Genomic DNA, 23,360 nt, shown 5'->3' on the forward strand with positions numbered 1-23,360 from the left:
GACCCGCCGGCTCACCGCGAAGTTATATCGTATTACATTCGCGTTGCCGTTGTGCTGTCAAGGCAAAAGTTATAGATCATGGAACTGAATGCCGCCTCGACCCGCACGCAAAGCACTCAACGCCTATCACCATGGGGATCTCCGCGATGCCCTGGTTCAGGCCGCGTTGCACGAGGTCGAGCTCAGCGGCCCCGAAGCGATCAGCATCAGCGCGCTTGCCAAGAAACTCGGCGTCTCGCAGCCCGCGCCCTACAAGCACTTTGCCGATCGCGAGACGTTGCTGACGGCCGTCACGGCCGAAGCGTTTCGCCAGTTCAGCGCCATGATGCGAACGGCGATCGAAAAGCCGTCGAAGCAGTCGAAGCTGTCGCGCTTCGCGCAGCTCACGCTTGATTTCGGACTGCGCCGCAACGGCATCTATCGCCTGATGTTCGCGTCGCGAACCATGGCATGCGCACCGAAAGGCAGCGAGCTGCAGAGCGCGGCAATGGAAACCTTCGAACTCCTGGTGGAAGCGCTGGAAGCCCCCGCCGTGGGGCTGTTGCGCGAGCGTAGCGCCCTGAAGGTCTGGGCCTCGCTGCACGGCGTAGTGATGCTGGCCGAACAAGGATTGCTCACCGGTCAGGTTGCCCATGTCAGCCGGGAGGAATTGGTCGAGGACATCGTGCACGAGACCAAGCTCGCGTTGTCGGTCGCCATCGAAGCGGCCGGCAAGGCCGCCTCATAATGGCCAAGTCTCCAGTAGACTCCCCTCACACCGCCGACAATACAGACCTCTACGGCGGTATCGCGCTCGGCGTCGCTGCGGCTGCAGCTCTCATCGTCGCAAACTCGCCGCTCGGGCCTCAATACCAAGCGTTGTTGCACACGAACGGAGAGGTGCGTATCGGATCGATCGGGCTGACCAAGACGCTCGAACACTGGATCAACGACGGCTTGATGGCGGTGTTCTTTCTGCTGGTCGGCCTTGAGATCAAGCGCGAGGCGATTGAGGGTGCACTGGCGAGCCCGAAGAAAGCGGCATTGCCCGTGATCGCCGCGTTCGGTGGCTTCGTCACACCGGCCGCGATCTTTGCTGCTGTGAATTGGGGCGACGCGCAGGCGTTGCGCGGCTGGGCCATACCGGCAGCCACCGACATCGCCTTTGCGCTCGGCGTCTGCGCGATGCTGGGACGCAAGGTGCCGGCTTCGCTGAAAACTTTTCTATTGGCGCTCGCAATCATCGACGACCTGATGGCAATCATCGTCATCGCGATCTTCTATGCCGCCAACCTTTCGGTTCTGGCGCTGGCGCTCGGCGGGTTCGGCGTCGCCGCACTTGCGGTCCTCAACCTGCTCGATGTTCGCAGGCCGGCATTCTATCTGATCGCAGGCCTGTTCACCTGGGTCTGCGTACTCAAATCCGGGGTGCACGCGACGCTCGCCGGCGTCGCCGTCGGCTTCGCGATGCCGCTGACACGGCACGGCGGCCACAGCCTGCTCGAAGATACCGAACACGCACTCAAGCCGTGGGTCAATTTCGCCATCATTCCGATCTTTGCCTTCGCCAATGCCGGCGTATCGCTTCATGGCCTGACCTTTTCAAATCTGGTAGCGCCGATACCGCTTGGCATTATCGCGGGGCTTTTCATCGGCAAGCAGATCGGGGTGTTCGGCGCTTCGCTGCTTGCCATAAGGCTGGGCCTGGCTGCGGTGCCGGACGGGACAACGATGGCAAAGCTCTATGCCATGGCCATCCTGACCGGCATCGGCTTCACCATGAGCCTCTTCATCGGAACGCTGGCCTTCGACGACGAGACAATCCTGAAGCAAGTCCGGCTCGGCGTTCTCATGGCGTCGCTGTTGTCCGGTATCGTCGCCGCGCTGATGTTCTCGGCGATCGAGCGATCAAGCCGGATTTCACATTCCTGACAAGGAGGCAGCCGACGAAACGACCACGAATCCGCGGCGACGCAAACGCGCCACACCGGTCATGATATCGAAGCCCGCGCGGTAGCGGCTGCTTGTATTCGCCGCGGCCAAATGGTCATGTTGGCCAGTCAAAGGCGGCGTCGATTGAGCACGAATTTTACCCGATCCACTGCACCGCGCGGTCTGCCATTCGCCCCAGCGCGATCCGCAAGAGCCGTGGCGCTAGCCGTGCTGGTGTCGTTATGTCTTTCCACCCTTGCTCTTGGAAAAGACAAAGACGACGATGAGGAGGATGCGGCCACGACCAAACCGGCCCTGCCGAACCTCTATCTCGATATAAGAACCATCTACTCGACGCTGCCCGCCGGCTCGCTTTCGATCGGGTTTAGCGCACCTCCGTTACTGTCGAGGCTGGCAAATCTTTCCTCGCTCCGAACCCTGACTTCGCCGTCCAGCCAAAGCCTCTCGATCGACCTGCCTCTGACCGTCGATGTCAACGATCGGCTCTCGGTCTATGGCGGCGTCAGCGGAGCCACGTCGCAGGCGGGTGCCGATCCCTGGACGGCGTTCTCGATCTACGCCTTCACCGTCGGATTCCAGGCCGACATCTATCAGCAGAACGGCGGAACGTTTCCGACCATCACCGTTCAGTCCAACGCGACGCGATCGATTTCGGACGCCCCGCTGGCCACGACCGCCTACAACACCATTCTCGAGGCGGACTACGCGCTGGACGCGGATGAAACGCGCGGGCTGCTCGCGGGGATGCAATACGCCAGGGTCTTCGTCGATACCCCGCTCGCCCGCGTCAACCCCGATATCATGGGCTACGTCGGCGGCTATTATCAGTGGGACAACAACTGGAAGCTCACCGGCCGTTTCGGCGTGCAATCCTTCGGCGGCGCGCAGCTTCTGAACCTGACGCCGTTCCCCGCATTCACGCAGCCGATCGTGCGGTTCGACCTCGATCGCATGGACAACGACGACAACCGCCTGTTTGGTATCACCGCGCAGATCGCATGGACGCCGAAGCCGTCCTACCAGCTCACGCTCCGAACCCCGCTTTACGCGATCAAGAACTAGCAACGAAGCTGGAAGAGCCCGGCCGATCGCTCAGGGACAGGTGCTGGACTGATCAGAGCCGGCCGCGCCGCTCCGGCCGCTCTCATGCCGCGTGCGGATCCCGCACGGCTGCGCCGCGCAACAGCTTGCCGATCTCCGGCTTGCAGGCACCGCAATTGGTACCGGCCTTCAAAAGTCGGCCGACGGCCTCGACGCTGGCTGCCCCTTTTCGGATTTGGGCCGAGATCTGGTGCTGCCCGACGCCGAAGCACGAGCAGACGATTGGCCCGATATCCTCGCCGGTATCGAGCGGCTGCCCGGTCAGCAGCGACATCCGCGCATTCATCGACAACGCGGGTTCTGCGAACAGGCCGGACAGCCACGACCGCGAGACCAGCTTGTGATCGGGTGCGATGAATACGCAACCTTCCAGCCGGCCGTCGCGAACGGCTGCGTAGCGGTAACGGCCGACCTTCGGATCGCGATAGGCGATCCACTCGATGTCGTCATATCCGACACGGAGCTGCGCCCGCGCCCAATCGCGCCAGCTCGGCGGCCGCTCGTCGCCGCCGAGCTCCATCCGCCAGCACGTCCCCGAAAGCCCGCCGACCCAGTAACCCGCGGCGGGACGTTCGATCTCCTGGCGACTGAGGATGAAGGCATGCCATTTCGGCAAGTAAGCTGCCGCCTTGACTGGCGTGTGCTTGGACTCAGGCTGCCCGGAGATCGGATCGGTCGCCGGATTGACCAGCGCGTTGACGCGGCCGTCGCCGGCATATTCGCCGTTCCAGTGCATCGGCACGAACACGCAGCCGCGCCGCTGCTCGGCGGTGATGACCACGCGCGCCACCATCTCGCCCCAGGGGCTCGTCAGTCGCGCGAGTCCGCCATTCTCGACGCCGGTCATGCGCGCATCGTCGGGATGGAATTCAGCATAAGGCTCGAACACGTGTGCCAGCAGCCGCGGCGATTTTCCGGTCCGCGTCATGGTGTGCCATTGATCGCGGACCCGCCCGGTATTGAGCACCAGCGGATAGTCGCGGCTGGTCGCGTTCACGGCAGCACGCGGCGTTACCGGCACGAAGCGGGCCTTGCGGTCGGCGGTGAAGAATTCGCCTGTCTCGAACATCCGCGGCGTGCCGGTCGGATATTCGCGCGTCACCGGCCACTGAATCGGGGTAAGCGCATCGTAGGCGCGATCATCGAGCGTATTCAGGGCAGACAGATCAAAATCGCGTGTCCCCTCGTTCTCGAAACTGGAGAGTCTCGCGTGCTCGCGGAAGATCGCGGCAGCGTTCGGGTAATCGAATCCCGAAAAACCCATGCGCCGGGCGACGTCGCAGACGGCCTGCCAATCGGCCCTTGCAGCGCCGGGCGCCGGCAGAAACCGCCGTTGTCGGGAGATGCGGCGTTCGGAGTTGGTGACGGTGCCGTCCTTTTCGCCCCAGGTAAGCGCAGGCAGCAATACATGGGCATGACGCGTGGTGTCGGTATGCCGCATGCAATCGGAGACGACGACAAGGTCGCACGCATCGAGCGCGGCGCGAACGCGATCGGCGTCCGGCAGGCTGACCAGCGGATTGGTGGACATGATCCAGACCGCTTTGATACGCCGGTCTGCGATCGCGTCGAACATGTCGACGGCCTTCAGGCCCTGCTTGTCCGCGATAACCGGTGAACGCCAGAAGCGTTGCACGATATCGCGGTGTTGCGGGTTCTCGATCTCCATATGGGCGGCAAGTTGATTGGCCAGCCCGCCGACTTCCCGGCCGCCCATGGCGTTGGGTTGTCCGGTCAGCGAGAACGGGCCCATGCCGGGCCGCCCGATACGGCCGGTCAACAAATGACAGTTGATGATCGAATTGACCTTGTCGACGCCGCTGCTCGACTGGTTGACGCCCTGCGAATAAAGGGTGACGACCCGTTCGGTTTTCGCAAACCAGTCGAAGAACAACGCCACTGCGCCCTCGGCCAGGCCGCAGATGGCGGCGGTCTGTGCGACCGTCTGGCCGGCAACCTGCCGCAGCGCGGCTTCGGCGCCCGTGGTGAATTCATCCACGAACGCGCCGTCGACGGCATTGCGCGATGCAAGATGCGCGAGCAAGCCATTGAATAGCACCGAATCGCTGCCCGATCGAAGCGGCAAATGCAGATCGGCGCCATCGCACGTCGCGGTCCGCCGCGGATCGATGACGACAATGCGGCATGCGGGATTGTTGGCCTTGGCGGCCGTCATGCGCTGGTAAAGGATCGGATGGCACCAGGCCGCGTTGGAGCCGACCAGGACCAGAAGATCGGCGGTTTCGAGATCCTCATAACAGCCCGGAACGGTGTCGCTGCCGAACGCACGCTTGTGGCCCGCCACGCTCGACGCCATGCACAGCCGGGAATTGGTGTCGATGTTGGCGGTGCCGATGAAGCCCTTGGCGAGCTTGTTGATGACGTAATAGTCCTCGGTGAGAATCTGGCCGGACACGTAGAAGGCGATCGAATCCGGTCCATGCTCGCGGACGGTTCTGCTGAATCTGTCCGCGATATGGTCGAGCGCCGTATCCCAGCTCGTTTCCTGCCCGTTGATCACAGGCGCGAGCAAACGCCCCTCGAGGCCGATGGTCTCGGCGAGCGCCGAGCCTTTCCCACATAGCCGTCCAAAATTGGCGGGATGAAGCGGATCGCCCCGGACGGTCACTGTGTCAGCGGCATCCCTGTCAGCGATGACGCCGCAGCCGACGCCGCAATACGGACAGGTTGTCTTCACTGGCACGGGCGATCACCCTCACTCGGCGGGAACGGCCGCCGCCGTCTGGATACAAAGCCAGACGGTGTTGTTCTCCACCTTGGTCGGATGCGCGCGGGTACATCCCTCATCGGGCGCGACCGCCGTTCCGCTCTTGAGCTCAATGACGAAATTGTGCAGCGGACAGGTGACGCGCTTGTTGTGGACGATGCCTTGCGACAGCGGTCCGCCCTTGTGCGGACAGCGATCATCGAGCGCGAACACCTCGTCGTCGGCAGTTCGAAATACCGCAATGTCTCCGGACGCCGTCCGCACGACGCGCGAGCCGAGAACGGGAATATCGTTCAGCGCCCCGATTTCGATCCATTTCGTCATGCGAGTTCCAGCTCCGCCAGCGGGGTGAATTCGTTGCGGTCGACGCCGCGTTGGGCGCGCGCCGCCCACGGATCGCTCTGCGAGAATTGCTGCGAATAGGCGAAGCGGCCGAACAGCGCCTTGCGATTGGCGACGTCGTCGACCACCTGCTTGCGGATGGCATCGAGACCGATCCGATCGCACCACTTGTACATGCGCTCGAGATACCAGCCCTGCTCACGATAGAGCTGGGTCAGCGCGGCGATGATTTCGAGCGTCTCCTCCTCGGTCGAAACCTTGGTCAGGAATTCGGTCCCCTTGATATGAAGACCGGCGGCGCCGGCGAAATGGATCTCGAAACCGGAATCGACGCAGACGACGCCGACGTCCTTGCAGGTCGCCTCCGCGCAGTTGCGCGGACAACCTGATACCGCAAGCTTCACCTTGGCCGGCGTCCATGAGCCCCACATGAATTTTTCGATCTTGATGCCGAGACCGGTCGAATCCTGCGTGCCGAAACGGCACCATTCCGAACCGACGCAGGTCTTCACCGTGCGCAAACCCTTGGCATAGGCGTGGCCCGATACCATGCCCGCATCATTGAGGTCGGCCCAGACCGCGGGCAGATCCTCCTTCTTCACGCCGAGGAGATCGATGCGCTGTCCGCCGGTTACCTTGACAGTCGGAATCTTGAATTTATCCGCAACGTCGGCGATGGCGCGCAATTCATCCGGCGTCGTGACGCCGCCCCACATCCGCGGCACGACCGAATACGTGCCGTCCTTCTGGATGTTGGCGTGAACGCGTTCGTTGATGTAGCGCGACTGCTGATCGTCGCGATACTCACCGGGCCAGGTGGCGAGCAGATAGTAGTTCAAGGCAGGCCGGCAGGAGTGGCATCCGTTCGGCGTCTTCCAGTCCATAAACTTCATGACATCGGGGATGGTCTTCAACCCGTTCTCGATGATGACGCGACGCGCGTCATCATGGCTGTGATCGGTGCACGCACACATCGGCTTGACCTTCGGCGCTGCCGAATAGTCGCCGCCGAGCGTGAAAGCGAGAACCTGCTCGACCAGGCCGGTGCATGAGCCGCACGACGACGATGCCTTGGTATGGGCGCGCACGTCGTCGATCGTGAAGAGTTTCTTTTCGCTGATCGCCTTGACGATCGTACCCTTGCAGACGCCGTTGCATCCGCAGATTTCCGCTTCGTCGCTCATGGCGGCGACCGAGTTCTTGCCGCTATGGCCACCATCGCCGAGATTGGCGGCGCCGAACACCAGCCGCTCGCGCATTTGCGAAACGTCGGTGCCGTCCCGCAGATGCTGGAAGTACCACGGGCCGTCAATGGTATCGCCATAGAGCACGGCGCCGATGATCTTCTTGTCGCGCAGAATAATCCGCTTGTAGACGCCGCGGGAGGCGTCCTGCATGACGATCTCTTCCTTGTCCGCACCCGGCGCGAAATCACCGGCGGAGAACAGGTCGATCCCGGTCACCTTCAATTTGGTCGAAACCACCGAACCGTCATAGGTGGCGAAGCCCTTCATGGCGAGATGGTTGGCGCAAACCTTGGCCTGATCGAACAAGGGAGCCACGAGGCCGTAGGTCTGCCGGCGGTGCTGCACGCATTCACCGACGGCATAGATCCGCCCGTCGTAGGTCTGCATGGTGTCGGAGACGACGATGCCGCGCTCACAATAGAGGCCTGCCTTGCGCGCCAGTTCGACATTCGGGCGGATGCCGACCGCCATCACGACCAGATCAGCCGGGATCTCCTCGCCGTCGGCAAAGCGCACGCCGGTCACGCGATCCTCACCAAGGATCGCCTGCGTCTGCGCGGGCATCTTGAACACCATGCCGCGCTCTTCCAGCGACTTGCGCAGCAATCCACCCGCGACCTGATCGAGCTGACGCTCCATCAGCGTGTCGAGCAGATGCACGACGGTGACGTTCATGCCGCGCTTCATCAAGCCGTTGGCGGCTTCGAGGCCGAGCAGGCCGCCGCCGATCACGACGGCATTCTTGTAGCTCGTCGAGGCCTGAACCATGTGCTCGACGTCCTGAATGTCGCGAAAGCCGATGACGCCCGGGAGGTCCTTGCCCGGGAGGGGCAACATGATCGGGTTCGAGCCGGTGGCGATCAGCAGGCGATCGTAGGGTACCCGCGCGCCTTCCACGGTGACGACTTCGCAGGTTCGGCGATCGATCATCTCGATCATTTCGCCCTTGCGCAGCGTGATCCCGTTATCCTCGTACCATTGCTCGGTGTTGAGCATGATGTCGTCGACGGTCTTCTCGCCGGCGAGCACAGGCGACAACAAGATTCGGTTGTAGTTGCCGTACGGCTCGGAGCCGAAGACGGTGATGTCGTAGAGATCGGGCGCACGGTCCAGCAACACTTCGACCGTGCGGATGCCGGCCATACCGTTGCCGATCACCACCAACTTTTGCTTGTTTATTTTCTCGAGCATGCTCTGCCTTCTAATCCAGGTTCCGATGGTCCCTCTCAGCGACGCAGCCCTGCATCGTCGATCGGCAAAAAGTATTGATTGATTGGGAACGCCCATCGGCGGGCAGCGGACCGTCGACTATGACGATCGATATTTTACGTATTCAAGAGGCGTGCCAACGCCGGACCCGTGGTTTTTCGGGCGCAGCGCGCAGCTTCAGCCGGTGAATCGTTAATTGGCGGCCCTTTCGCGTGCACGAATGCCCAAAAAATCACCCATGCGGGTTATGCATTGTGCACAATGCGAATATTCGCCAATAATCCGGCGTCAGCTCGCCCCCGCAAATGGCATCCGCGGAACAGCGGCTTTTCAGCCTCGCCTTTCCGTTAATATTTGGCTCAGCATAATAAAACACCACACTGCACGTTCGAGCGGCTGTTCTTGCCGACAAACAGAGCAGCGGCCGGATTCGCGGCAGTTTCTCGGCGCCTGGCAAGGCACTGCAAATAAACGCAAAGTGGCGTGCTCGATGTTTCTGGCACACGAATTGCTGACGTTGAGACCAGTAGTGCGTCTCAACGACGAGACGACTCGCTTCCCAACATTCCGTTCCTTTGTGCCGAGATCACTGCGCGACTGCGCGGTATCACGCGCCGATGTTCGAGGCTGCTCGATGAAGTTTGCTGAATTCAAGAAGGCCGGCCACTGGCCCACGCTGCTCGCCGCCTTTCTCTATTTCGACATAAGCTTCATGGCTTGGGTCGCCCTCGGTCCGTTGATCGTCTACATCGTGCACGACATGAATCTTGCCGTCGATGAGAAGTTCACGCTCGTCGCCATCCCTGTTCTGGCCGGCGCGTTGCTGCGGGTGCCGATGGGCATTTTCGCCGATCTGTTCGGCGCCAAACAGACCGGAATTGTCGCGCAACTCGTCGTCATCGCCGCGACCGGCTGGGTCTGCTACTTCGGACTTCCGAGCAAGCTGTCGGTGGAGTTATTCGGCCTTGCGCTCGGCATCGGTGGCGCTTCGTTCGCGGTAGCGCTGCCGCAGGCAAGCCGCTGGTACCCGCCGCAGTATCAGGGCGTGGTGATGGGGATCGCCGGCGCCGGCAACATGGGTGTCGTGCTCGATACGATGTTCGCACCGACGATCGCAGAATACTGGGGTTGGCAAGCCGTATTCGGCGTGCTGCTCGTCCCGATGTTGCTGATCCTCGCCTACTATGCCTATGCCGCCAAGGATGCGCCCGGAGAGCGGAAACCGATTTCGCTGAAGGCTTATGGTGGGTTGCTGCGCGATCCCGACAGCCGATGGTTCATGTTCTTCTACTTCATCACCTTCGGCGGCTTCGTCGGGCTGGCCAACGCGTTGCCGCTGTATTTCACCGTGCAATATCACGTATCAGGCGTTGCGGCGGGCCTGCTGGTTTCCTTGATCGTCGCCTTCGGTTCGGGTTTCCGACCGGTCGGCGGCCTGATCGCCGACCGCATCGGCGGCATCCGCTCGTTGTCGATGCTGTTTGGAGTCGTCGTGGCGGCCTATGTCGCCATCGCCTTCATGCCGGAAGGACCGGCCGCGCCAACGCCCGCGGGCTGGGCGCTCACCCAGATGCCGCGGATCGCCTGGATGTCGGTGTTGCTGTTCTCCATCGGAGTCCTCGCGCTCGGCATGGGCAATGGCGCTGTGTTTCAGCTCATTCCACTCCGCTTCCGTCAGGAGATCGGCCTGATGACCGGCATGGTCGGCTGCGCCGGCGGCATCGGCGGCTTTTTCCTTGCCAAGGCGCTTGGCGTATCCAAGGCAATGACTGGCGGATTCGGTGCAGGCTTCCTGTTTTTCGGCCTGCTGGCGTTGCTTGGTTTCCTGGGACTTGCCATGGTCAAGGTCCGCTGGCGCACCACATGGGGCGCGGCATCGGGAGCGCGGGTCTGACGACCAGCGCTGCAAACTCGGCAGGCTTCGCGGGTGACGATCGGTTCGCAACGAAATCTCGGGGTTCGCGTCGGCTTCGTCAGCGAGACCGGCAAGCGCTCCGCCAATGAGGATTACGTCGGGACTTGCGTTGGCCGCGCGGGTGCGACCAACCGCGATATTGTCGCCGCCGTCGCCGACGGCGTCGGCGGACACAAGGGCGGGCGCGAAGCCGCCGAGCTCGCGGTTCGCTGCTTCATCGACGCCTATTATTCCCTCCCAGAAACGCTCGGCGTGCGCCGCCGCGCCTCGCGTTCGCTGGAAGCCGCCAATAGCTGGATCTACACGCAGGGCCGCACCGACCCCCTGCTCAGCGGCATGAGCTGCGCCTTCTCGTCGATCATCTTGTCGCGGCGGCTTTGCCACGTTATTCACATCGGCGATACCCGCGCCTACCGCCTGAGCGAGGGGCGTCTGGAGCGGCTGACGACGGACCACATCGCCGGACGCGGCGATCTGGCTCATCTGCTCAACCGCGCGATTGGTTTCGAGGATTTCGCCCGCTTCGATTACGCGACGGTCGGACTGCGCCAGCACGACAGGCTTCTGATCTGCAGCGACGGCGTTCATGGCGTGCTGGCCGACCACCGGCTGAAGGTGCTGTTGAGCGAACGAACATCACCGGAAGAATCCGCGCGCGCGCTGGTCGACGCGGCGCTGGATGCCGGCTCCAGCGACAACATGACCGCGCTGGTGCTCGACGTCGTCGACCTGCCGCCCGCCGACCGCGACGAGCTCACCCACTCGATCGCGACGCTTCCTATCCTGGATCTGCCCGAACCGGGCGACGTCATCGACGATTTCACGCTCGGCGAAATTTTGTCGGATGGCCGCTACAGCCGGCTCTTCAAGGCGATCGACAAGCGGCAGGGCCGCGAACTCGTGCTGAAATTTCCTCATCCTCGCGTGGCCAGCGAGGGCTCCTATCGCCTCGCCTTTGTTCGCGAGGCGTGGGTCGCCGCTCGCGTTCGAAGCCTGTGGATCGGCGAGATCATCGAACTGCCCGCCGAGCGCCAGACCCGCCTCTATTCGGTGATGCCGCTTTACGAAGGTGAGACGCTGGAACAGCGGCTTAATCGGTCGCCGCAACTTTCGCTCGCCGAAGGCATCGGGATTGCGACCAAGCTGGCGCGCGCGGTCGCGACCCTGCACCGGGCCGGCATCATCCATCGCGACATCAAGCCTGATAACGTGATCCTGTTGAAGGCCGGCGGATTGCGGCTGGTCGACCTCGGCGTCGCACGCGTGCCGCTGCTCGAGGATTTCCCGGCCGAGGATATTCCGGGCACACCGAGCTACATGGCGCCCGAGCTCTTCGGCGGGCGGCCCGGCGATGAGTTTTCGGATCTCTATGCGCTCGGCGTCACCGTGTACCGGATGTTCACCGCCGCCTATCCCTATGGCGAGATCGAGCCTTTCTCGCGACCCCGCTTCGGCAAGCCCGCCTACCTCTCGCGCTACCGCCCCGATCTGCCGGCCTGGCTGGACGCAGTGGTCGGCAAGGCGCTCAACGTCGATCCGGCGCAGCGCTACGGCGACGTCATCGAGTTCTCGCACGAGCTCGAAAACGGCGCGATGTGGGCGAAGCCCGCCGTCGCGGCGCGACGCTCGCTCTACGAGCGCGATCCGCTCGTGTTCTGGAAAAGCCTGTCGGCAGGCCTGATCGTGCTGGTCGTTTTGCTTCTTGCATGGATAGTAAGAAATTAGCCCGACGCTCCGGAGGAGCGTCGGGCCATATCACGTGGGCGAAGCAAACCGCGTTGGCTTCGCGGCCTGGTTCACACCCCGGTCTGGGTAATGAACTTGGTGTTGAAGTAGCCTTCCATCGCCTCGGTGCCGCCCTCCGAGCCGTAGCCGGAATCCTTCACGCCACCGAACGGCACTTCGGGCAGCGCCAGGCCAAAGCTGTTGATCGAGACCATGCCGGCTTCGATGGCAGCGCCGATCGCAGTCGCTGTTTTGGTCGAACTGGTGAAGGCGTACGACGCCAGACCGAACGGCAAGCGGTTGGCTTCCTCGGCCACCTCGTCGAAGGTGGAGAAGCGGGAGATCAGCGCCAGCGGCCCGAAGGGCTCCTCGTTCATGGCACGCGCATCCTTCGGCACGTCGCTGACCACGGTCGGTTCGTAGAAGTATCCCTTGTTGCCGACGCGGTGGCCGCCGGTCTCGAGCTTGGCGCCCTTGCCCACCGCATCCTGCACCATGCCCTCGATGGCGGTGACACGGCGCGGATTGGCGAGCGAACCCATCTTCGAGTCCGGGTCCAGGCCATTGCCGACCTTCATCGACTTGGCGCCCTCAACGAACTTGTCGACGAATTCGCGGAACACGTCATCCTGAACCAGCATGCGCGTCGGCGAAATGCAGACCTGGCCGGCATTGCGGTACTTCGCCGCCGCCAGAATTTTCGCCGCTGATGACACATCGGCGTCCTTGAACACGATTGCCGGCGCGTGGCCGCCCAGTTCCATGGTGGCGCGCTTCATGTGCAGGCCCGCCAATGCGGAGAGCTGCTTGCCGATGACGGTCGACCCGGTGAACGAGATCTTGCGGATCACCGGATGCGGAATGAGATATTCCGAAATCTCTGACGGCACGCCATAGACCAGGTTGATGACGCCATCAGGCACGCCCGCATCGACGAACGCCTTGATCAGTTGCGCTGGAGATGCCGGCGTTTCTTCCGGCGCCTTGACGATGATCGAGCAGCCCGCCGCAAGGCCCGCGGAAAGCTTGCGAACGACCTGGTTGATCGGAAAATTCCACGGCGTGAAAGCCGCGACCGGGCCGACCGGCTCCTTGACCGCGATCTGGTAGATGCCGGGGCCGCGCGCCGGAATCACCCTTCCATAGGCGCGCTTGGCTTCCTCGGCGAACCACTCGATGACGTCGGCTGCCGCCATCGCTTCCATCTTGGCTTCCGCCAGCGTCTTGCCTTGCTCCATCGTCAGCAGCGGCGCGATCTCGTCATTGCGCTCGCGCATGATCGCCGCCGCCTTGCGCATGATCCTGCAGCGCTCGAACGGCGCCACCGCCCGCCAGACCTTGAAACCCTTGGCGGCCGCTTCCAGCGCCTCGTCGAGATCGGCGCGATCGGCATGGGCCACGGTGCCGATAGTTTCCTCGGTCGCCGGGTTGAGCACGGCGATGGTCCTGCCCGACTGGCTCGGACGCCATTTGCCGTTGATGAACAGTTGGGTATTCGAATAAGCCACGAATTTCTCCTCGAGCGTTTTGTGGTTGCCGCCAATCTGCGAATGGGTGGTCGGGAGATCAAGCGCCTTTTTGGCGGAAGCTTGACCGGCCCTGAATGAGCGGACATCGTTCGGCGACCGACGTGCAGGCGATCACCATCGGCCTGATCCGGCCGCTGACTCATACCAGAGGAAGATACCATGGCACAACACGACGCCGCGCGGGCATCGAGGGCAAGGTTGCGCTGGTTACCGGCGCGGGCCGAGGCCTTGGCCGCGCCTTCGCCGAGTGGTTGGCCAGCCTGAGCGCCGATGTCGCGCGCGTAGTCGCGCCGCCGATAGCTGCCTGTTTAGGAGCTCATTAACGTAACTATGCCATAAGGAGAGTATTTAAATCAGGAATATTGCGGTGGTCGAAACTCGGGTTGCGCCACGCGTTAAAATTATGAAAGCTGCCAAGATGGACTATGGCGGCGACAAGTATCCATGCGTTATTCGCGACATATCCAGCACCGGTGCAGCGCTGGAGTTTTCCGATTTTCTCCGCATTCCCGATGAATTCACATTGATCATCCCGGATGACCGTTTGCGGCTTCCATGCCGCGTTGTATGGCGCAGAGAGTACCGCGTCGGAGTGCAGTTCAGTTGATTTGAGCATGAGCCCCGCTGGGCGCGGCTCAGCAACGCCATCAGTCCCGGCAGCCGACGATCGCCTTCACCTCGAGATATTCTTCGAATCCGAAAACGCCGAACTCCCGCCCATTGCCGGACTGCTTATAGCCTCCGAAAGGCAGGCTGCGGTCGAACGGAGCACCGTTGAGGTAAACGCGCCCGGCGCGAATGCGGTTGGCGACAGCGCGGGCGCGGTCAAGGTCTCTGGACTGCACGAAGCCCGCCAATCCGAACGGCGTGTCATTGGCGATTTCGATCGCCTGCTCCTCTGTATCGTAGCTCATGATAGACAGCACGGGGCCGAAGATCTCCTCGCGGGCAATCCGCATTTGCGGCGTCACATCGCCAAAGACGGTCGGGCGAACGTAGTATCCACGGTTGATTTCGGCCGGCCGCCCCATTCCGCCAGCCACCAGAGTGGCCCCCTCATCGACGCCAGACTGGATAAGATTTTGAACTTTCTCGAACTGCGTCTGGCTCACCAGCGGGCCCATGGTGGACGCTGGATCGAGCGGATCGCCCAGGCGAATGGTGTCGACAGCCTCACGCGCAGCCTCGAACGCCGCCTCCCGCCGCGCGCGAGGGACAAGCATGCGGGTGGGAGACTGGCAGTTCTGGCCGGCGTTTGTGTAGCAGGCGTGAACGCCCTCGATCACAGCGGCTTTCAGGTCGGCATCGGCGAGGATGATATTGGCAGACTTTCCGCCCAGTTCCTGCGCGACGCGCTTGACCGTATCGGCCGCAAGCTTGGCCACTCTGACGCCGGCCGTTGTCGAGCCGGTGAAAGACACCATGTCGATGTCGGGGTGGGCGGCGATCGCCTCGCCCACCGTGGGTCCGTCGCCGTTGACGAGATTGAAGACGCCGGCCGGGACACCAGCGTCGTCGACGATCTCCGCAAACAACATCGCGCTGAGCGGCGCGATCTCGCTGGGTTTCAGAACGACAGTGCAGCCGGTTGCGAGCGCCGGCGCGACCTTGGAGGCGACCTGGTTCAGCGGCCAGTTCCACGGCGTGATCAGCCCGCAGACACCGACCGGTTCGCGGCGGATGATCCCGTTCCCCATCCGCTCCTCAAACCGGTATTGTGCAAGCACGCGCGCAGCTTCTTCGAAGTGAAAGAGCGCGACGGTTGCCTGACGCTGGGTCGCAAACGTGATAGGCGCGCCCATTTCGAGGGTCATCGTCCGTGCCAGTTCCGGTAGACGCGCCCTAAAGCCCTCGATGATCTTCTGAAGCCAGGACAGGCGCTGTTCGACGCTTGCTTCGGAATAGGTCGCGAATGCGCGGCGAGCTGCCTTGGCGGCCCGATCCACATCCTGACGGGAGCCCAGACTGATCTGCGCGAAGGTCTCCTCCGTCGCGGGATTGACTATTCCGAGGGTTGACGGCGCCGCCGGATCGACCCAGGCACCGTCGATATAGAACTTCAGTTTTTCCATCATTCCTTATCCATGACATCAGCACGACGGCGTGGTTGCTCCGTCAGAGGTGCCTGCCTTCATCCACCGGCACCACAATTCCCGTCGAGCTGGTCAGATTGACGATGCAGGCAATCACAGCCTTGGCGACATCGTCGGGCGTGGTGACGTGGGCCAGCGGCAATCTCTCAGCGGTTTTCTGCAACTGTTCGCGAGTCCGGCCCGCGACGAAATCCGTATCGACGCCGGCCGGCGACACGGAGAACACGCGGATGCGCGGCGCAAGCACTTTCGCGAGCGCGATCGTGAGCGCGTCGACGCCCGCCTTTGCAGCCAGATACGCGAGGCTGCTGCCCAAGCCCGTACGCGCCGCGATCGACGAAATGTTCACGATTGCCGCCCCGCTGCCGCGTTCCAGCAAGGGACGGAAGCCGCGAACCATGGCGAATGGCCCGCGCAGATTGAGCGTAACGGTTCGGTCGAAGATATCGTCGGTCAGTCCCTGGAGATCACTGGCGGGCACAGGGGTGGTGGCGCCTCCGCAGTTGACGAGCACATCGAGCCGCCCGTGCTGCTTGTCCACCACTGCTGCGGCCTCGGCGATCGAAGCCTGATCGTCGATTGCGATACGCATGGCGAGATGTCCGCTGCCCTGCAGCCCGCCGACCACCTCCTCCGCCAGTGCGCGGCGACTATTGTAGCCGACCACGACAGCGGACCCCATGGCGGCAAGGCGCGCCGCGGTTGCCTTGCCGATACCGCTGCTGCCGCCGGTGACGAGCGCGACCTTCGGGATCGACAGCGCAGGAATTTCAATGCCAGTCATTTACGGCGGCCTCGCCTTGCTACATCGTGATCTTTGCGGCCGCGATCACGGGCCCCCATTTGGCGAGTTCGCCGGCGACAAACGCCTTGAGGTCTTCCGGAGAGCCTCCAACGCCTTGCAGGGCGTTTTGCGCGAGGACGGACTTGCCCTTGTCGCTTTCCAGGAAGGCGTTCACTGCATTGTTCATCTTGCTCACGATCTCAGGCGGCGTACCGGTCGGCGCGACGATCGCGTACCACGCGGTCGCCTCGAACCCCTTAAATCCCGCTTCCTGCACCGTCGGCACATCGGGCAGTTGCGCGACGCGCTGGCTCGTCGTCACCGCCAGTGCGCGAATCTTGCCGCCGGCCACCAGCGGCAGATAGGTCGGCATGAAATCCATGGCGACGTTGACTTGTCCTCCCAGCAGGTCCGTGATCAGCGGCGCTGAGCCGCGATAAGGCACGTGCGTCATGTCCACGCCGGCAAACTGCTGAATCAGCGCCGAGGTAATGTGTCCGAGCGTGCCGTTGCCGGGAACGCCGACATTGACCTTGCCGGGGTTCTGCTTGGCATAGGCGATCAGGTCGGGAAGCGTCTTCGCCGGAAAGTCCGATGTCGCCGCAATGATCATTGGAGACTTGGCGACGAGCACGACCGGCGTGAAGTCTCGCTCGGAGTCGTAAGCCAGGCCCTTATACATGAATTTGTTGAGCGCGATCGGCGCCGGCGTTCCGAATAGCCACGTATAGCCATCGGCAGTCGCCTTGGCGACCGACGCTCCGCCGAGATTGCCGCCCGCGCCTGCGCGGTTCTCGACGATGAACTGCTTGCCGAAGTTTTCGCTCAGCATATTGGCGACGGCGCGTGCGAGGGTATCAACGGCGGCGCCAGCCGGGAACGGCACAATCATGGTGACCGGGCGATCCGGCCACTCTTGCGCGACGGCGCGGTGACACGGCGCAAGAGCAAGTGCGAGCCCCAGAAGGCCGAAAGTGAGCAGGCGCATGCGCTTATTCTCCGGCAAACTTGTCGAGGCCCTTGCGGTGCAACCATTTGGATAGTTCGTCCGCAACGGCTTCGTTGTTGAGATCGGCAAAGGCGATGTGCGTGTTACCGCGCAAGCCAGCGTCAGGAAGCAGCAGGACCTCGCAATCTCCGCCGTGCCGATTAACGATATCGCAGAAGGTCCGCGCCACCTTGACCGAGGTGGCCCAGATGGGACGCGTGTCGGTGTAGTCGCCGAACACCATCTGGATCGGAAACTTCGTCAGCTTCTTGAACTCCGCCAGCGGCACGGAATTGGGACCGTACGGCGCGCTCGGCTTGGGCTCGGGTCCCTCGCCCTCCGGGAAGATGAAGCCCGGCGTCTCATAGGCAACGATGCCCTTCATGTTGTCGCTCTTTGCCTTGAGCGCCGACAACAGCGCACGCCAGCCGCCCGCGGAATTGGTGACGGCAACGATGGGGCCAACCTTGTCGATGGCCTGACCACCGGCCTCCGCCTGCAACAATGCGTTCTCGAGCGTATCGAACTCGTCGTAACGGGCGCGCGTCGCCTGGTTCCAGGCTTCCCGATCGGCCGTCGGAAACTGCAGACCCGGATGCCAGTTCAAATAGGTGAGGCCGAAACGCCAGGCGGCGAAGTTGCGCTGATCGAAATAGTCAGGCGTGTAGGTGATCGGCTCGCAGCTCCAGTTCGCGCGACCGACGCGCGGGCCGTCCCACAGATAAACCGGATACCCCTTGCGCAGGAAAATGCTCTTGTAACCTTCGCCCCCGTCCCAGCGGTTCTCCCACACCTTCGTGCTGGAGCTGTGCCACATGATCAGGCCGACGCTGCGCCTTTTCGCCGGGATGAAGTACTCAACGTAACCATGATCACAGGAGAGCGTCTGGCTTGGATCACCGGGCTTGGTGACAACCTTGCCGCCAACTTCATACGCGCCCGTTGATTCCAGGATGATCGGAGGCTTCGGTTTGCGATCCTCTTCAGCGAAGGCCGTATTGCTCAGTCCGGCAAGCAACAATGCTGCAGCAAACGGCTGCAACCGTTGACAGCCTTTCGAATGGCCTCTACCGCAATTCATGATCTGCCTCCCTCCCCTGGGCGCGCCGCTTTTCGCGGACTTCGCGCTTGTCTTGCTAGGCGGCGTTCTGCGCGGCCGACTGCGTCACCGGTAGATTCAAGAACCGCGCAGCATTGTCGCTGATGAGCTTCCTGATCGCAGGCCGCGGCATCTGCAGATCGAGCAGGATCTGCGTGATGCTGCGGAAACCATCGACCGGGCGCTGCGAGCCCTGCAGCCCGAGATCGGACGACAAAATCGTATTGTCGACGCCGGCAACTTCGATTAGGTGCGCGAGATCATCCGGGCTGTACTTCAAGGATTTTCCCTCGATGAACATGCAGATCGAATGTTCCATCTTGACGCCGCCGGCGACGAGCTGGCGGATATCGGTGTCGTTGCAGCCGACGATGTAGGTCGGATGATTGACCATCATCTTCTTGACGCCGCGCCGCGCTGCCTCGTCGAACAGGATGTGCAGTTCGCTCGCAGGCAGGTGCCCACCGGCCAGGATGATGTCAGCTTCGGCAATGAGGTCGATGACCTTCCTGGTGTCATCCGTGAGCTTGCCGTTGGCGTCGAGCGCGGAAAGCGGAATCGGATCGAGCATCTTCTGCGCGGTCTTTGGAAAGGTCGAATTTCCGGCCGCCATGGCTTTGATATGGTTCGCCGCCGACAGCGTCGGCATCCAGACGATCTTGGCGCCGAGCTTGATCGCGTGGTCGACGGCATGCGGGTTGATGCCACCAGACGCATTGTTCAGCACAATGCCGGAGAACAGCTTTACATTGGTTTCGGGGAACAGCTTCTCCAAGAGGATCGCATGCGCCATGCCGGCATAGAAGTGATCCTTGTAGAGCACGGCGCGGAATTTCGCTTCCGCCGCATCGAGCAGTTCCTCGTGATGATCGAGGATGCGCGGCATGGCCGCCGGCCCGCTATGGCAGTGCAGATCGATCGCACCTACCAGAAGCTCGGCGACTTCCGCCGCCCGCAACAGCGGCGGCAGCGGCACCGTGTTCGGATAGGACACTTGCTTGTCGGCCATGGTCAGGGCCCTTTCGGTTACGTGTCAGACGGCGGACTTACCCGGCGGAGGTTTGCGCGGGCATCGGATAATCGTCTTCGTTCAGCACCCAGCCCGGCTTCGCCGAAAAATCCAGGCGCGGCGGGCAGAAGATGTCGACGAGAACATTGAGCTTGGGATCGACGGCCTGCGAGGTGTGAATCGCCGGCGGCGGGATCACAGCGATGGAAGGCGACCCGCAGCTTTCGTGATCGTCGTTACGCCACTGCGCCATGTCGGTCGTCCAGGGCCAGCGCAGGTGATGAACAAAGGTGCCGGCCAGCGCCAGCGAACATTGTTCGAAATCGTCGTGATGGTGCGGCGACATCTTGCTCGGATCGCGCGGGCCGTTTCTCGGTTCGAGGAAATTCACCATGAAGGTCGAGCAGCGGAAGATGCGCCCGAACCGGCCCGGCGTCGCCGCGACGTCGAGACTGTAGGTGCGGATCTTCGGCCCACCGGCGGCTTCCGGCCACGGCTCGAACGGCGGCAGATTGGGATGCGCCTTCGCGTAGGAGGCGGCGTTGGAGCACAACCTGGCGAGATCTTCGGATCGCGTCGTCATCATGCGCACCACCTTGGCGGCGCCGAGCAGCGTGACCGAGCTTGCACCCGCCGGCACGAAACTGATGGTATGGCCGTTGACGACCCTGCGCTCGTTACCCCACACGATCTCGGCGCCCGCCCCTGGATCGGGAAGCAGCACGACATATTCATCCGGTTGGTCGGCCCGGCTCAGCACCGCGCCCTTGTCGGCATCGCTATAGGCGATGATGAAGTTCTGGCCGCGGGCGTACCAGGTGCGTGCGCCGTTTTGACTTTCGGCCGGCGGCGTTTCGTAGAATTTCGCATACTCAGCGCCCGCAAAGTGGGTGGCGGCCGGTCCCGTGCCGACCGGAGCGGCGGCGAGCGCGGCGCGAGGATCAGTGCTGTGATACATGCGAGCCATCCGTGGTTTGAACGAGGGTTTTGAAGTCCGAGAGCGTTTGCGCTGCGGCCCGGCGCATCTGGCCCTGATCCGACGATATGATGAAGGCGCTGGCGCCCAAGTCGGCGAAATCCTTGGCTTCCGCCGCGCTCGCGACCATCACGCAGACCGGCTTGGCGACTTTCTTCGCCGCTGCAATCACCCTGGTAACCGCGTCCTTCACGGAAGCGTCCGCCGACGATTTGGCGCCGAGGGAAACGGTGAGATCACCACGCCCGATAAAGAGCCCGTGGATTCCGTCGACGGCAGCGATGGCGTCGATCTGATCAAGCGCTTCGGGATCCTCGATCATCGCGATCGTGCAGACCGATGCGTCCTGTTCGTCGACGAGGGCCCACATCGGCGTGCCGCCATAGGCGCCGGCGCGGGCCGAGCCGGAATAGCCGCGCCGCCCACCGCGGTATCGCGTGGCGGCCGCAATCGCGCGCGCCTTCTCGACCGTCGCGACATGAGGCACCAGCGCACCGGCTGCGCCGCAATCCAGGCAGGACAGGATCTTGGCCGGATCGTCCGACGACACCCGCACGATGCCTGCGAGGTTGCTGGCGCGCGCCGCCAGCAACATGACATCAGTCATCGCGCGATCGATCGGCGCGTGCTCCTCGTCGATCACGATGAAATCGTAGCCGAGCGCGCCGAATATCTCGGTCGCATGCGTGGTCGGCGTCTTGATAAATGAGCCGACGACGGTCTGCCGCGCGGAGAAGCGGCGGCGGAATGACGAAAAATGCGGCCTGACGACGTCTCCGGACACGGTTGCTCCTCCCCGGCCATCTGCACGGGCCGCCTTCAGAAGGCGGGCTCCGGCGTGGCGCTTGGCGAAAACCATTGCAGGGAGGACGCCGGCGGGCCATAGCTATTCCGCTGCGTTCCACCAGGTGGAATTCTGGATATGCCACTCAAATCCGACACCGTCGAAGCCGCCTCCCGCACGCTGTTGCTGCTGGAGGAGCTCAATCGCCACCGCGTCACTTCGATCGACCGCCTGCACAAGGCGACTGGGCTGCCGAAATCGACGGTCGTGCGGTTGATGAAATCACTCTGCGCAATGGGCTATGCCGCGAACGATCGGCGGCAGGGAGGCTACGCGGTCGCCTCGCGGGTCAAGTCGCTGAGCAACGGCTTTCACGGCGATCCGCTGGTGGTGGAGGCCGCGCGCCCGTGGGCGATCGCCTTCACGCGACAATATCACTGGCCGATCGCCATCGCCGTGCTCGACAGAAGTTCTGTCGTGGTCCGCTTCAGCACCATTCCCGACAGCCCGGTCTCGCCATTCCACGGCACCCTCAATATGCAGCTCAGCCTGCTCGGGCGGGCGTTGGGGCGCGCCTATCTGGCCTTCTGTCCAGTGAGCGAACGGTCGATGCTGCTCGACGCACTGACGCGATCCCAGGAACCTGAAGACAAGCTCGCCACCGAGCGCAAACGCGCGTTGTCGTTGCTGGCCACGATCCGCAAGCAAGGCTTCGCCGAACGCGACCCAATGGTCGAACCGCGCTCGTCGAACACGATCGCGATTCCCATCATCGTCAACCGGCGCGTGCTCGCCACCGTCGGTATGACCTACTTCACATCGGCGCTCGACCGCACAGACGTCATCCAGCGCTACGTGCCGCTTCTGAAGGGTCTGGCCGACAACATTGCGGCAAGCGTCTCATCGTTGCAGGAGTGAGTTGAGATCGCCCGAAGGCGGTCTCTGTTTAGCTCCGATGGGGCTGGCTGATCAGGCTACGAAAGAGCAGCATGATTGCGGCGTCGATAGGCCAGGAAGCCGACGCCAGCAACAAGCGCGACTTGAAATCGATGCCGGACTCTTCAACGGAAAGGGAGTAACTTTCAGAATTTCAGTGAGTGAGCGTGGTAGCGAGAGAGGGACTCGAACCCCCGACCCCAGGATTATGATTCCCGTGCTCTAACCAGCTGAGCTACCTCGCCACGGTTCACCGTCACGGCACACTGTACCGCATTCGCGAACGCGCGGCATATAAGGAGTGGGTCGCGGACCTGTCAAGCAAAGCCGGCGGTCCGGCCAAGCACTTGCAAAAATGGCGCTATTTCGGCCGGATTGTCGGGTCGCCGCCGGGGCTGCCGGGCGGCGGAATCACCGGCGTCTTGCCGCCGTCCGGCGGCGGAGGGGCGTGCATTTCGGGATCGACGCCTGGGGGCGGACACAATACGCCGTCCGAGCGGGCAAGCTTGTCGCCTAGCGGCTCGGTCCGCTGGCCCGTGGTTGTTCCCTCCGGAGCCTTCTCGCCGGGCTTCGGCAACGGCTGCATCGGTGCGCAATCGGCGGCGCGCTGCGGCGATGGCGGCGCGGTCTGGGCCGGCGGCGTGGTCGGACTTGGCGGGGCCTGTGCCCTTGCCACGTCGGCGGCGGCCATCAACACACATGACATCAGAAGTGCGCGTTTCATGCAGGGGAAACGGCCTGCACTTACGGAGGTTCCGCAGTCAAACTGTCGCTTTTTGCTTGACGCGTTTTCTTAACGCGAAACGGCCTCCACTTCGCTCGAAACGCTATTTGCTTCACGTTTTCCGAAAACGGATCAGCGAAAAATGTCCCATCGGCGGCATCGGCCGCCGCTCGGTCAGGGTGACGCCGCCATGTTTGGCGGACCAGTCGGTCAGCCGTTCCCAGGGGAATTCCGGCCGC

At 62.8% G+C, this 23,360-nt stretch carries 20 protein-coding genes, 1 tRNA gene and 1 pseudogene; 7 read left to right on the forward strand and 15 right to left on the reverse strand.

Features of this window, described 5'->3' with window-relative positions; translation table 11 throughout:
- Positions 1-88: 88 nt before the first annotated feature.
- The 3 genes from CP49_RS30340 to CP49_RS30350 all read left to right on the forward strand — a co-directional run bounded on the left by CP49_RS30340 (position 89) and on the right by CP49_RS30350 (position 2,994).
- A complete protein-coding gene (locus tag CP49_RS30340; RefSeq protein WP_057853802.1) occupies positions 89-727 on the forward strand; it encodes a TetR/AcrR family transcriptional regulator in 639 nt (212 codons plus the stop codon).
- Positions 727-1,911, forward strand: a complete 1,185-nt coding sequence (gene nhaA / locus CP49_RS30345) for a Na+/H+ antiporter NhaA (protein WP_057853803.1) — start codon at positions 727-729, stop codon at positions 1,909-1,911. The genes CP49_RS30340 and nhaA overlap by 1 nt, the downstream gene beginning before the upstream one ends.
- Before the next feature lie 216 nt (positions 1,912-2,127).
- Positions 2,128-2,994: a hypothetical protein gene (locus CP49_RS30350; RefSeq protein WP_245310939.1), complete on the forward strand. Its 867-nt coding sequence runs from the start codon at positions 2,128-2,130 to the stop codon at positions 2,992-2,994.
- An 82-nt stretch (positions 2,995-3,076) separates the two neighbouring features.
- On the opposite strand, the gene CP49_RS30355 is transcribed toward CP49_RS30350, so the two are convergent.
- Genes CP49_RS30355 through nirB form a run of 3 tightly spaced genes read right to left on the reverse strand, consistent with a single transcriptional unit; the run spans position 3,077 to position 8,541 of the window.
- Positions 3,077-5,737: a nitrate reductase gene (locus CP49_RS30355; protein ID WP_057853804.1), complete on the reverse strand. Its 2,661-nt coding sequence runs from the start codon at positions 5,735-5,737 to the stop codon at positions 3,077-3,079.
- A 12-nt stretch (positions 5,738-5,749) separates the two neighbouring features.
- Positions 5,750-6,085, reverse strand: a complete 336-nt coding sequence (gene nirD, locus CP49_RS30360) for a nitrite reductase small subunit NirD (protein ID WP_057853805.1) — start codon at positions 6,083-6,085, stop codon at positions 5,750-5,752.
- Entirely contained in the window at positions 6,082-8,541 is a 2,460-nt protein-coding gene (gene nirB, locus CP49_RS30365; RefSeq protein WP_057853806.1) for a nitrite reductase large subunit NirB, read from the reverse strand. Before nirB ends, nirD begins: the two co-directional genes overlap by 4 nt.
- A 652-nt stretch (positions 8,542-9,193) precedes the next feature.
- Here nirB and CP49_RS30370 point away from each other — a divergent pair.
- Together CP49_RS30370 and CP49_RS30375 are read left to right on the forward strand one after the other, a co-directional pair.
- Positions 9,194-10,453, forward strand: coding sequence for an MFS transporter (locus CP49_RS30370; protein WP_057853807.1), 1,260 nt, complete (start codon positions 9,194-9,196; stop codon positions 10,451-10,453).
- 33 nt (positions 10,454-10,486) lie between these two features.
- Positions 10,487-12,199 carry a bifunctional protein-serine/threonine kinase/phosphatase gene (locus tag CP49_RS30375; RefSeq protein WP_057853808.1) on the forward strand — a complete coding sequence of 571 codons (1,713 nt, stop codon included), beginning with the start codon at positions 10,487-10,489 and terminating at the stop codon, positions 12,197-12,199.
- Between the two features lie 71 nt (positions 12,200-12,270).
- Here CP49_RS30375 and CP49_RS30380 read toward each other — a convergent pair whose 3' ends face one another.
- Positions 12,271-13,707, reverse strand: coding sequence for an NAD-dependent succinate-semialdehyde dehydrogenase (locus tag CP49_RS30380; RefSeq protein WP_057853809.1), 1,437 nt, complete (start codon positions 13,705-13,707; stop codon positions 12,271-12,273).
- Positions 13,708-13,802: 95 nt separating this feature from the next.
- On the opposite strand from CP49_RS30380, the gene CP49_RS46385 reads away from it, so the two are divergent.
- Positions 13,803-14,051: a hypothetical protein gene (locus CP49_RS46385; protein ID WP_057853810.1), complete on the forward strand. Its 249-nt coding sequence runs from the start codon at positions 13,803-13,805 to the stop codon at positions 14,049-14,051.
- A 5-nt stretch (positions 14,052-14,056) separates the two neighbouring features.
- On the opposite strand, the gene CP49_RS49650 is transcribed toward CP49_RS46385, so the two are convergent.
- Genes CP49_RS49650 through CP49_RS30425 form a run of 8 tightly spaced genes read right to left on the reverse strand, consistent with a single transcriptional unit; the run spans position 14,057 to position 21,461 of the window.
- Positions 14,057-14,344, reverse strand: coding sequence for a hypothetical protein (locus CP49_RS49650; RefSeq protein WP_476695634.1), 288 nt, complete (start codon positions 14,342-14,344; stop codon positions 14,057-14,059).
- Positions 14,345-14,375: 31 nt separating this feature from the next.
- Complete coding sequence (locus CP49_RS30395) at positions 14,376-15,803, reverse strand: aldehyde dehydrogenase family protein (RefSeq protein WP_057853812.1); 1,428 nt, start codon at positions 15,801-15,803, stop codon at positions 14,376-14,378.
- A 40-nt stretch (positions 15,804-15,843) separates the two neighbouring features.
- Complete coding sequence (locus CP49_RS30400; protein ID WP_057853813.1) at positions 15,844-16,605, reverse strand: SDR family NAD(P)-dependent oxidoreductase; 762 nt, start codon at positions 16,603-16,605, stop codon at positions 15,844-15,846.
- Between the two features lie 19 nt (positions 16,606-16,624).
- Positions 16,625-17,593 (reverse strand): Bug family tripartite tricarboxylate transporter substrate binding protein, encoded by a 969-nt coding sequence (locus CP49_RS30405; protein WP_057853814.1) that lies wholly within the window; start codon positions 17,591-17,593, stop codon positions 16,625-16,627.
- A 4-nt stretch (positions 17,594-17,597) separates the two neighbouring features.
- Positions 17,598-18,674 carry an alpha/beta hydrolase gene (locus CP49_RS30410; protein WP_057853815.1) on the reverse strand — a complete coding sequence of 359 codons (1,077 nt, stop codon included), beginning with the start codon at positions 18,672-18,674 and terminating at the stop codon, positions 17,598-17,600.
- Positions 18,675-18,729: 55 nt separating this feature from the next.
- Positions 18,730-19,701, reverse strand: coding sequence for a DUF6282 family protein (locus CP49_RS30415; protein ID WP_057853816.1), 972 nt, complete (start codon positions 19,699-19,701; stop codon positions 18,730-18,732).
- Positions 19,702-19,738: 37 nt separating this feature from the next.
- Positions 19,739-20,659, reverse strand: a complete 921-nt coding sequence (locus CP49_RS30420; RefSeq protein ID WP_057853817.1) for a cupin domain-containing protein — start codon at positions 20,657-20,659, stop codon at positions 19,739-19,741.
- Positions 20,643-21,461, reverse strand: a complete 819-nt coding sequence (locus CP49_RS30425) for an HpcH/HpaI aldolase family protein (RefSeq protein ID WP_057853844.1) — start codon at positions 21,459-21,461, stop codon at positions 20,643-20,645. The genes CP49_RS30420 and CP49_RS30425 overlap by 17 nt, the downstream gene beginning before the upstream one ends.
- A gap of 138 nt (positions 21,462-21,599) precedes the next feature.
- On the opposite strand from CP49_RS30425, the gene CP49_RS30430 reads away from it, so the two are divergent.
- The gene (locus CP49_RS30430) at positions 21,600-22,379 is read left to right on the forward strand and encodes a DNA-binding transcriptional regulator (protein ID WP_063791802.1); all 780 of its coding nucleotides are present in this window, start codon (positions 21,600-21,602) and stop codon (positions 22,377-22,379) included.
- Positions 22,380-22,565: 186 nt separating this feature from the next.
- Here the strand turns inward: CP49_RS30430 and CP49_RS30435 are convergent.
- The 3 genes and pseudogenes from CP49_RS30435 to CP49_RS48040 all read right to left on the reverse strand — a co-directional run.
- Positions 22,566-22,642, reverse strand: a tRNA-Met gene (locus tag CP49_RS30435).
- 116 nt (positions 22,643-22,758) lie between these two features.
- Entirely contained in the window at positions 22,759-23,121 is a 363-nt protein-coding gene (locus tag CP49_RS30440) for a hypothetical protein (RefSeq protein WP_057853818.1), read from the reverse strand.
- Positions 23,122-23,233: 112 nt separating this feature from the next.
- Positions 23,234-23,360: pseudogene (locus CP49_RS48040) on the reverse strand (SAM-dependent methyltransferase); the annotation flags it as partial.

It is taken from the genome of Bradyrhizobium valentinum (genome assembly GCF_001440405.1).
Lineage (GTDB): Bacteria > Pseudomonadota > Alphaproteobacteria > Rhizobiales > Xanthobacteraceae > Bradyrhizobium > Bradyrhizobium valentinum.

Excerpts from the sequence above, each read along its gene's own strand:
- CP49_RS30340 (WP_057853802.1), top strand. The coding sequence starts at position 89 with ATGCCGCCTCGACCCGCACGCAAAGCACTCAACGCCTATCACCATGGG.
- nhaA (WP_057853803.1), top strand. The coding sequence starts at position 727 with ATGGCCAAGTCTCCAGTAGACTCCCCTCACACCGCCGACAATACAGAC.
- nirD (WP_057853805.1), bottom strand. The coding sequence starts at position 6,085 with ATGACGAAATGGATCGAAATCGGGGCGCTGAACGATATTCCCGTTCTC.
- nirB (WP_057853806.1), bottom strand. The coding sequence starts at position 8,541 with ATGCTCGAGAAAATAAACAAGCAAAAGTTGGTGGTGATCGGCAACGGT.
- CP49_RS30370 (WP_057853807.1), top strand. The coding sequence starts at position 9,194 with ATGAAGTTTGCTGAATTCAAGAAGGCCGGCCACTGGCCCACGCTGCTC.
- CP49_RS46385 (WP_057853810.1), top strand. The coding sequence starts at position 13,803 with ATGAGCGGACATCGTTCGGCGACCGACGTGCAGGCGATCACCATCGGC.
- CP49_RS49650 (WP_476695634.1), bottom strand. The coding sequence starts at position 14,344 with ATGCTCAAATCAACTGAACTGCACTCCGACGCGGTACTCTCTGCGCCA.
- CP49_RS30395 (WP_057853812.1), bottom strand. The coding sequence starts at position 15,803 with ATGATGGAAAAACTGAAGTTCTATATCGACGGTGCCTGGGTCGATCCG.
- CP49_RS30400 (WP_057853813.1), bottom strand. The coding sequence starts at position 16,605 with ATGACTGGCATTGAAATTCCTGCGCTGTCGATCCCGAAGGTCGCGCTC.
- CP49_RS30405 (WP_057853814.1), bottom strand. The coding sequence starts at position 17,593 with ATGCGCCTGCTCACTTTCGGCCTTCTGGGGCTCGCACTTGCTCTTGCG.
- CP49_RS30410 (WP_057853815.1), bottom strand. The coding sequence starts at position 18,674 with ATGAATTGCGGTAGAGGCCATTCGAAAGGCTGTCAACGGTTGCAGCCG.
- CP49_RS30415 (WP_057853816.1), bottom strand. The coding sequence starts at position 19,701 with ATGGCCGACAAGCAAGTGTCCTATCCGAACACGGTGCCGCTGCCGCCG.
- CP49_RS30420 (WP_057853817.1), bottom strand. The coding sequence starts at position 20,659 with ATGTATCACAGCACTGATCCTCGCGCCGCGCTCGCCGCCGCTCCGGTC.
- CP49_RS30430 (WP_063791802.1), top strand. The coding sequence starts at position 21,600 with ATGCCACTCAAATCCGACACCGTCGAAGCCGCCTCCCGCACGCTGTTG.
- CP49_RS30440 (WP_057853818.1), bottom strand. The coding sequence starts at position 23,121 with ATGAAACGCGCACTTCTGATGTCATGTGTGTTGATGGCCGCCGCCGAC.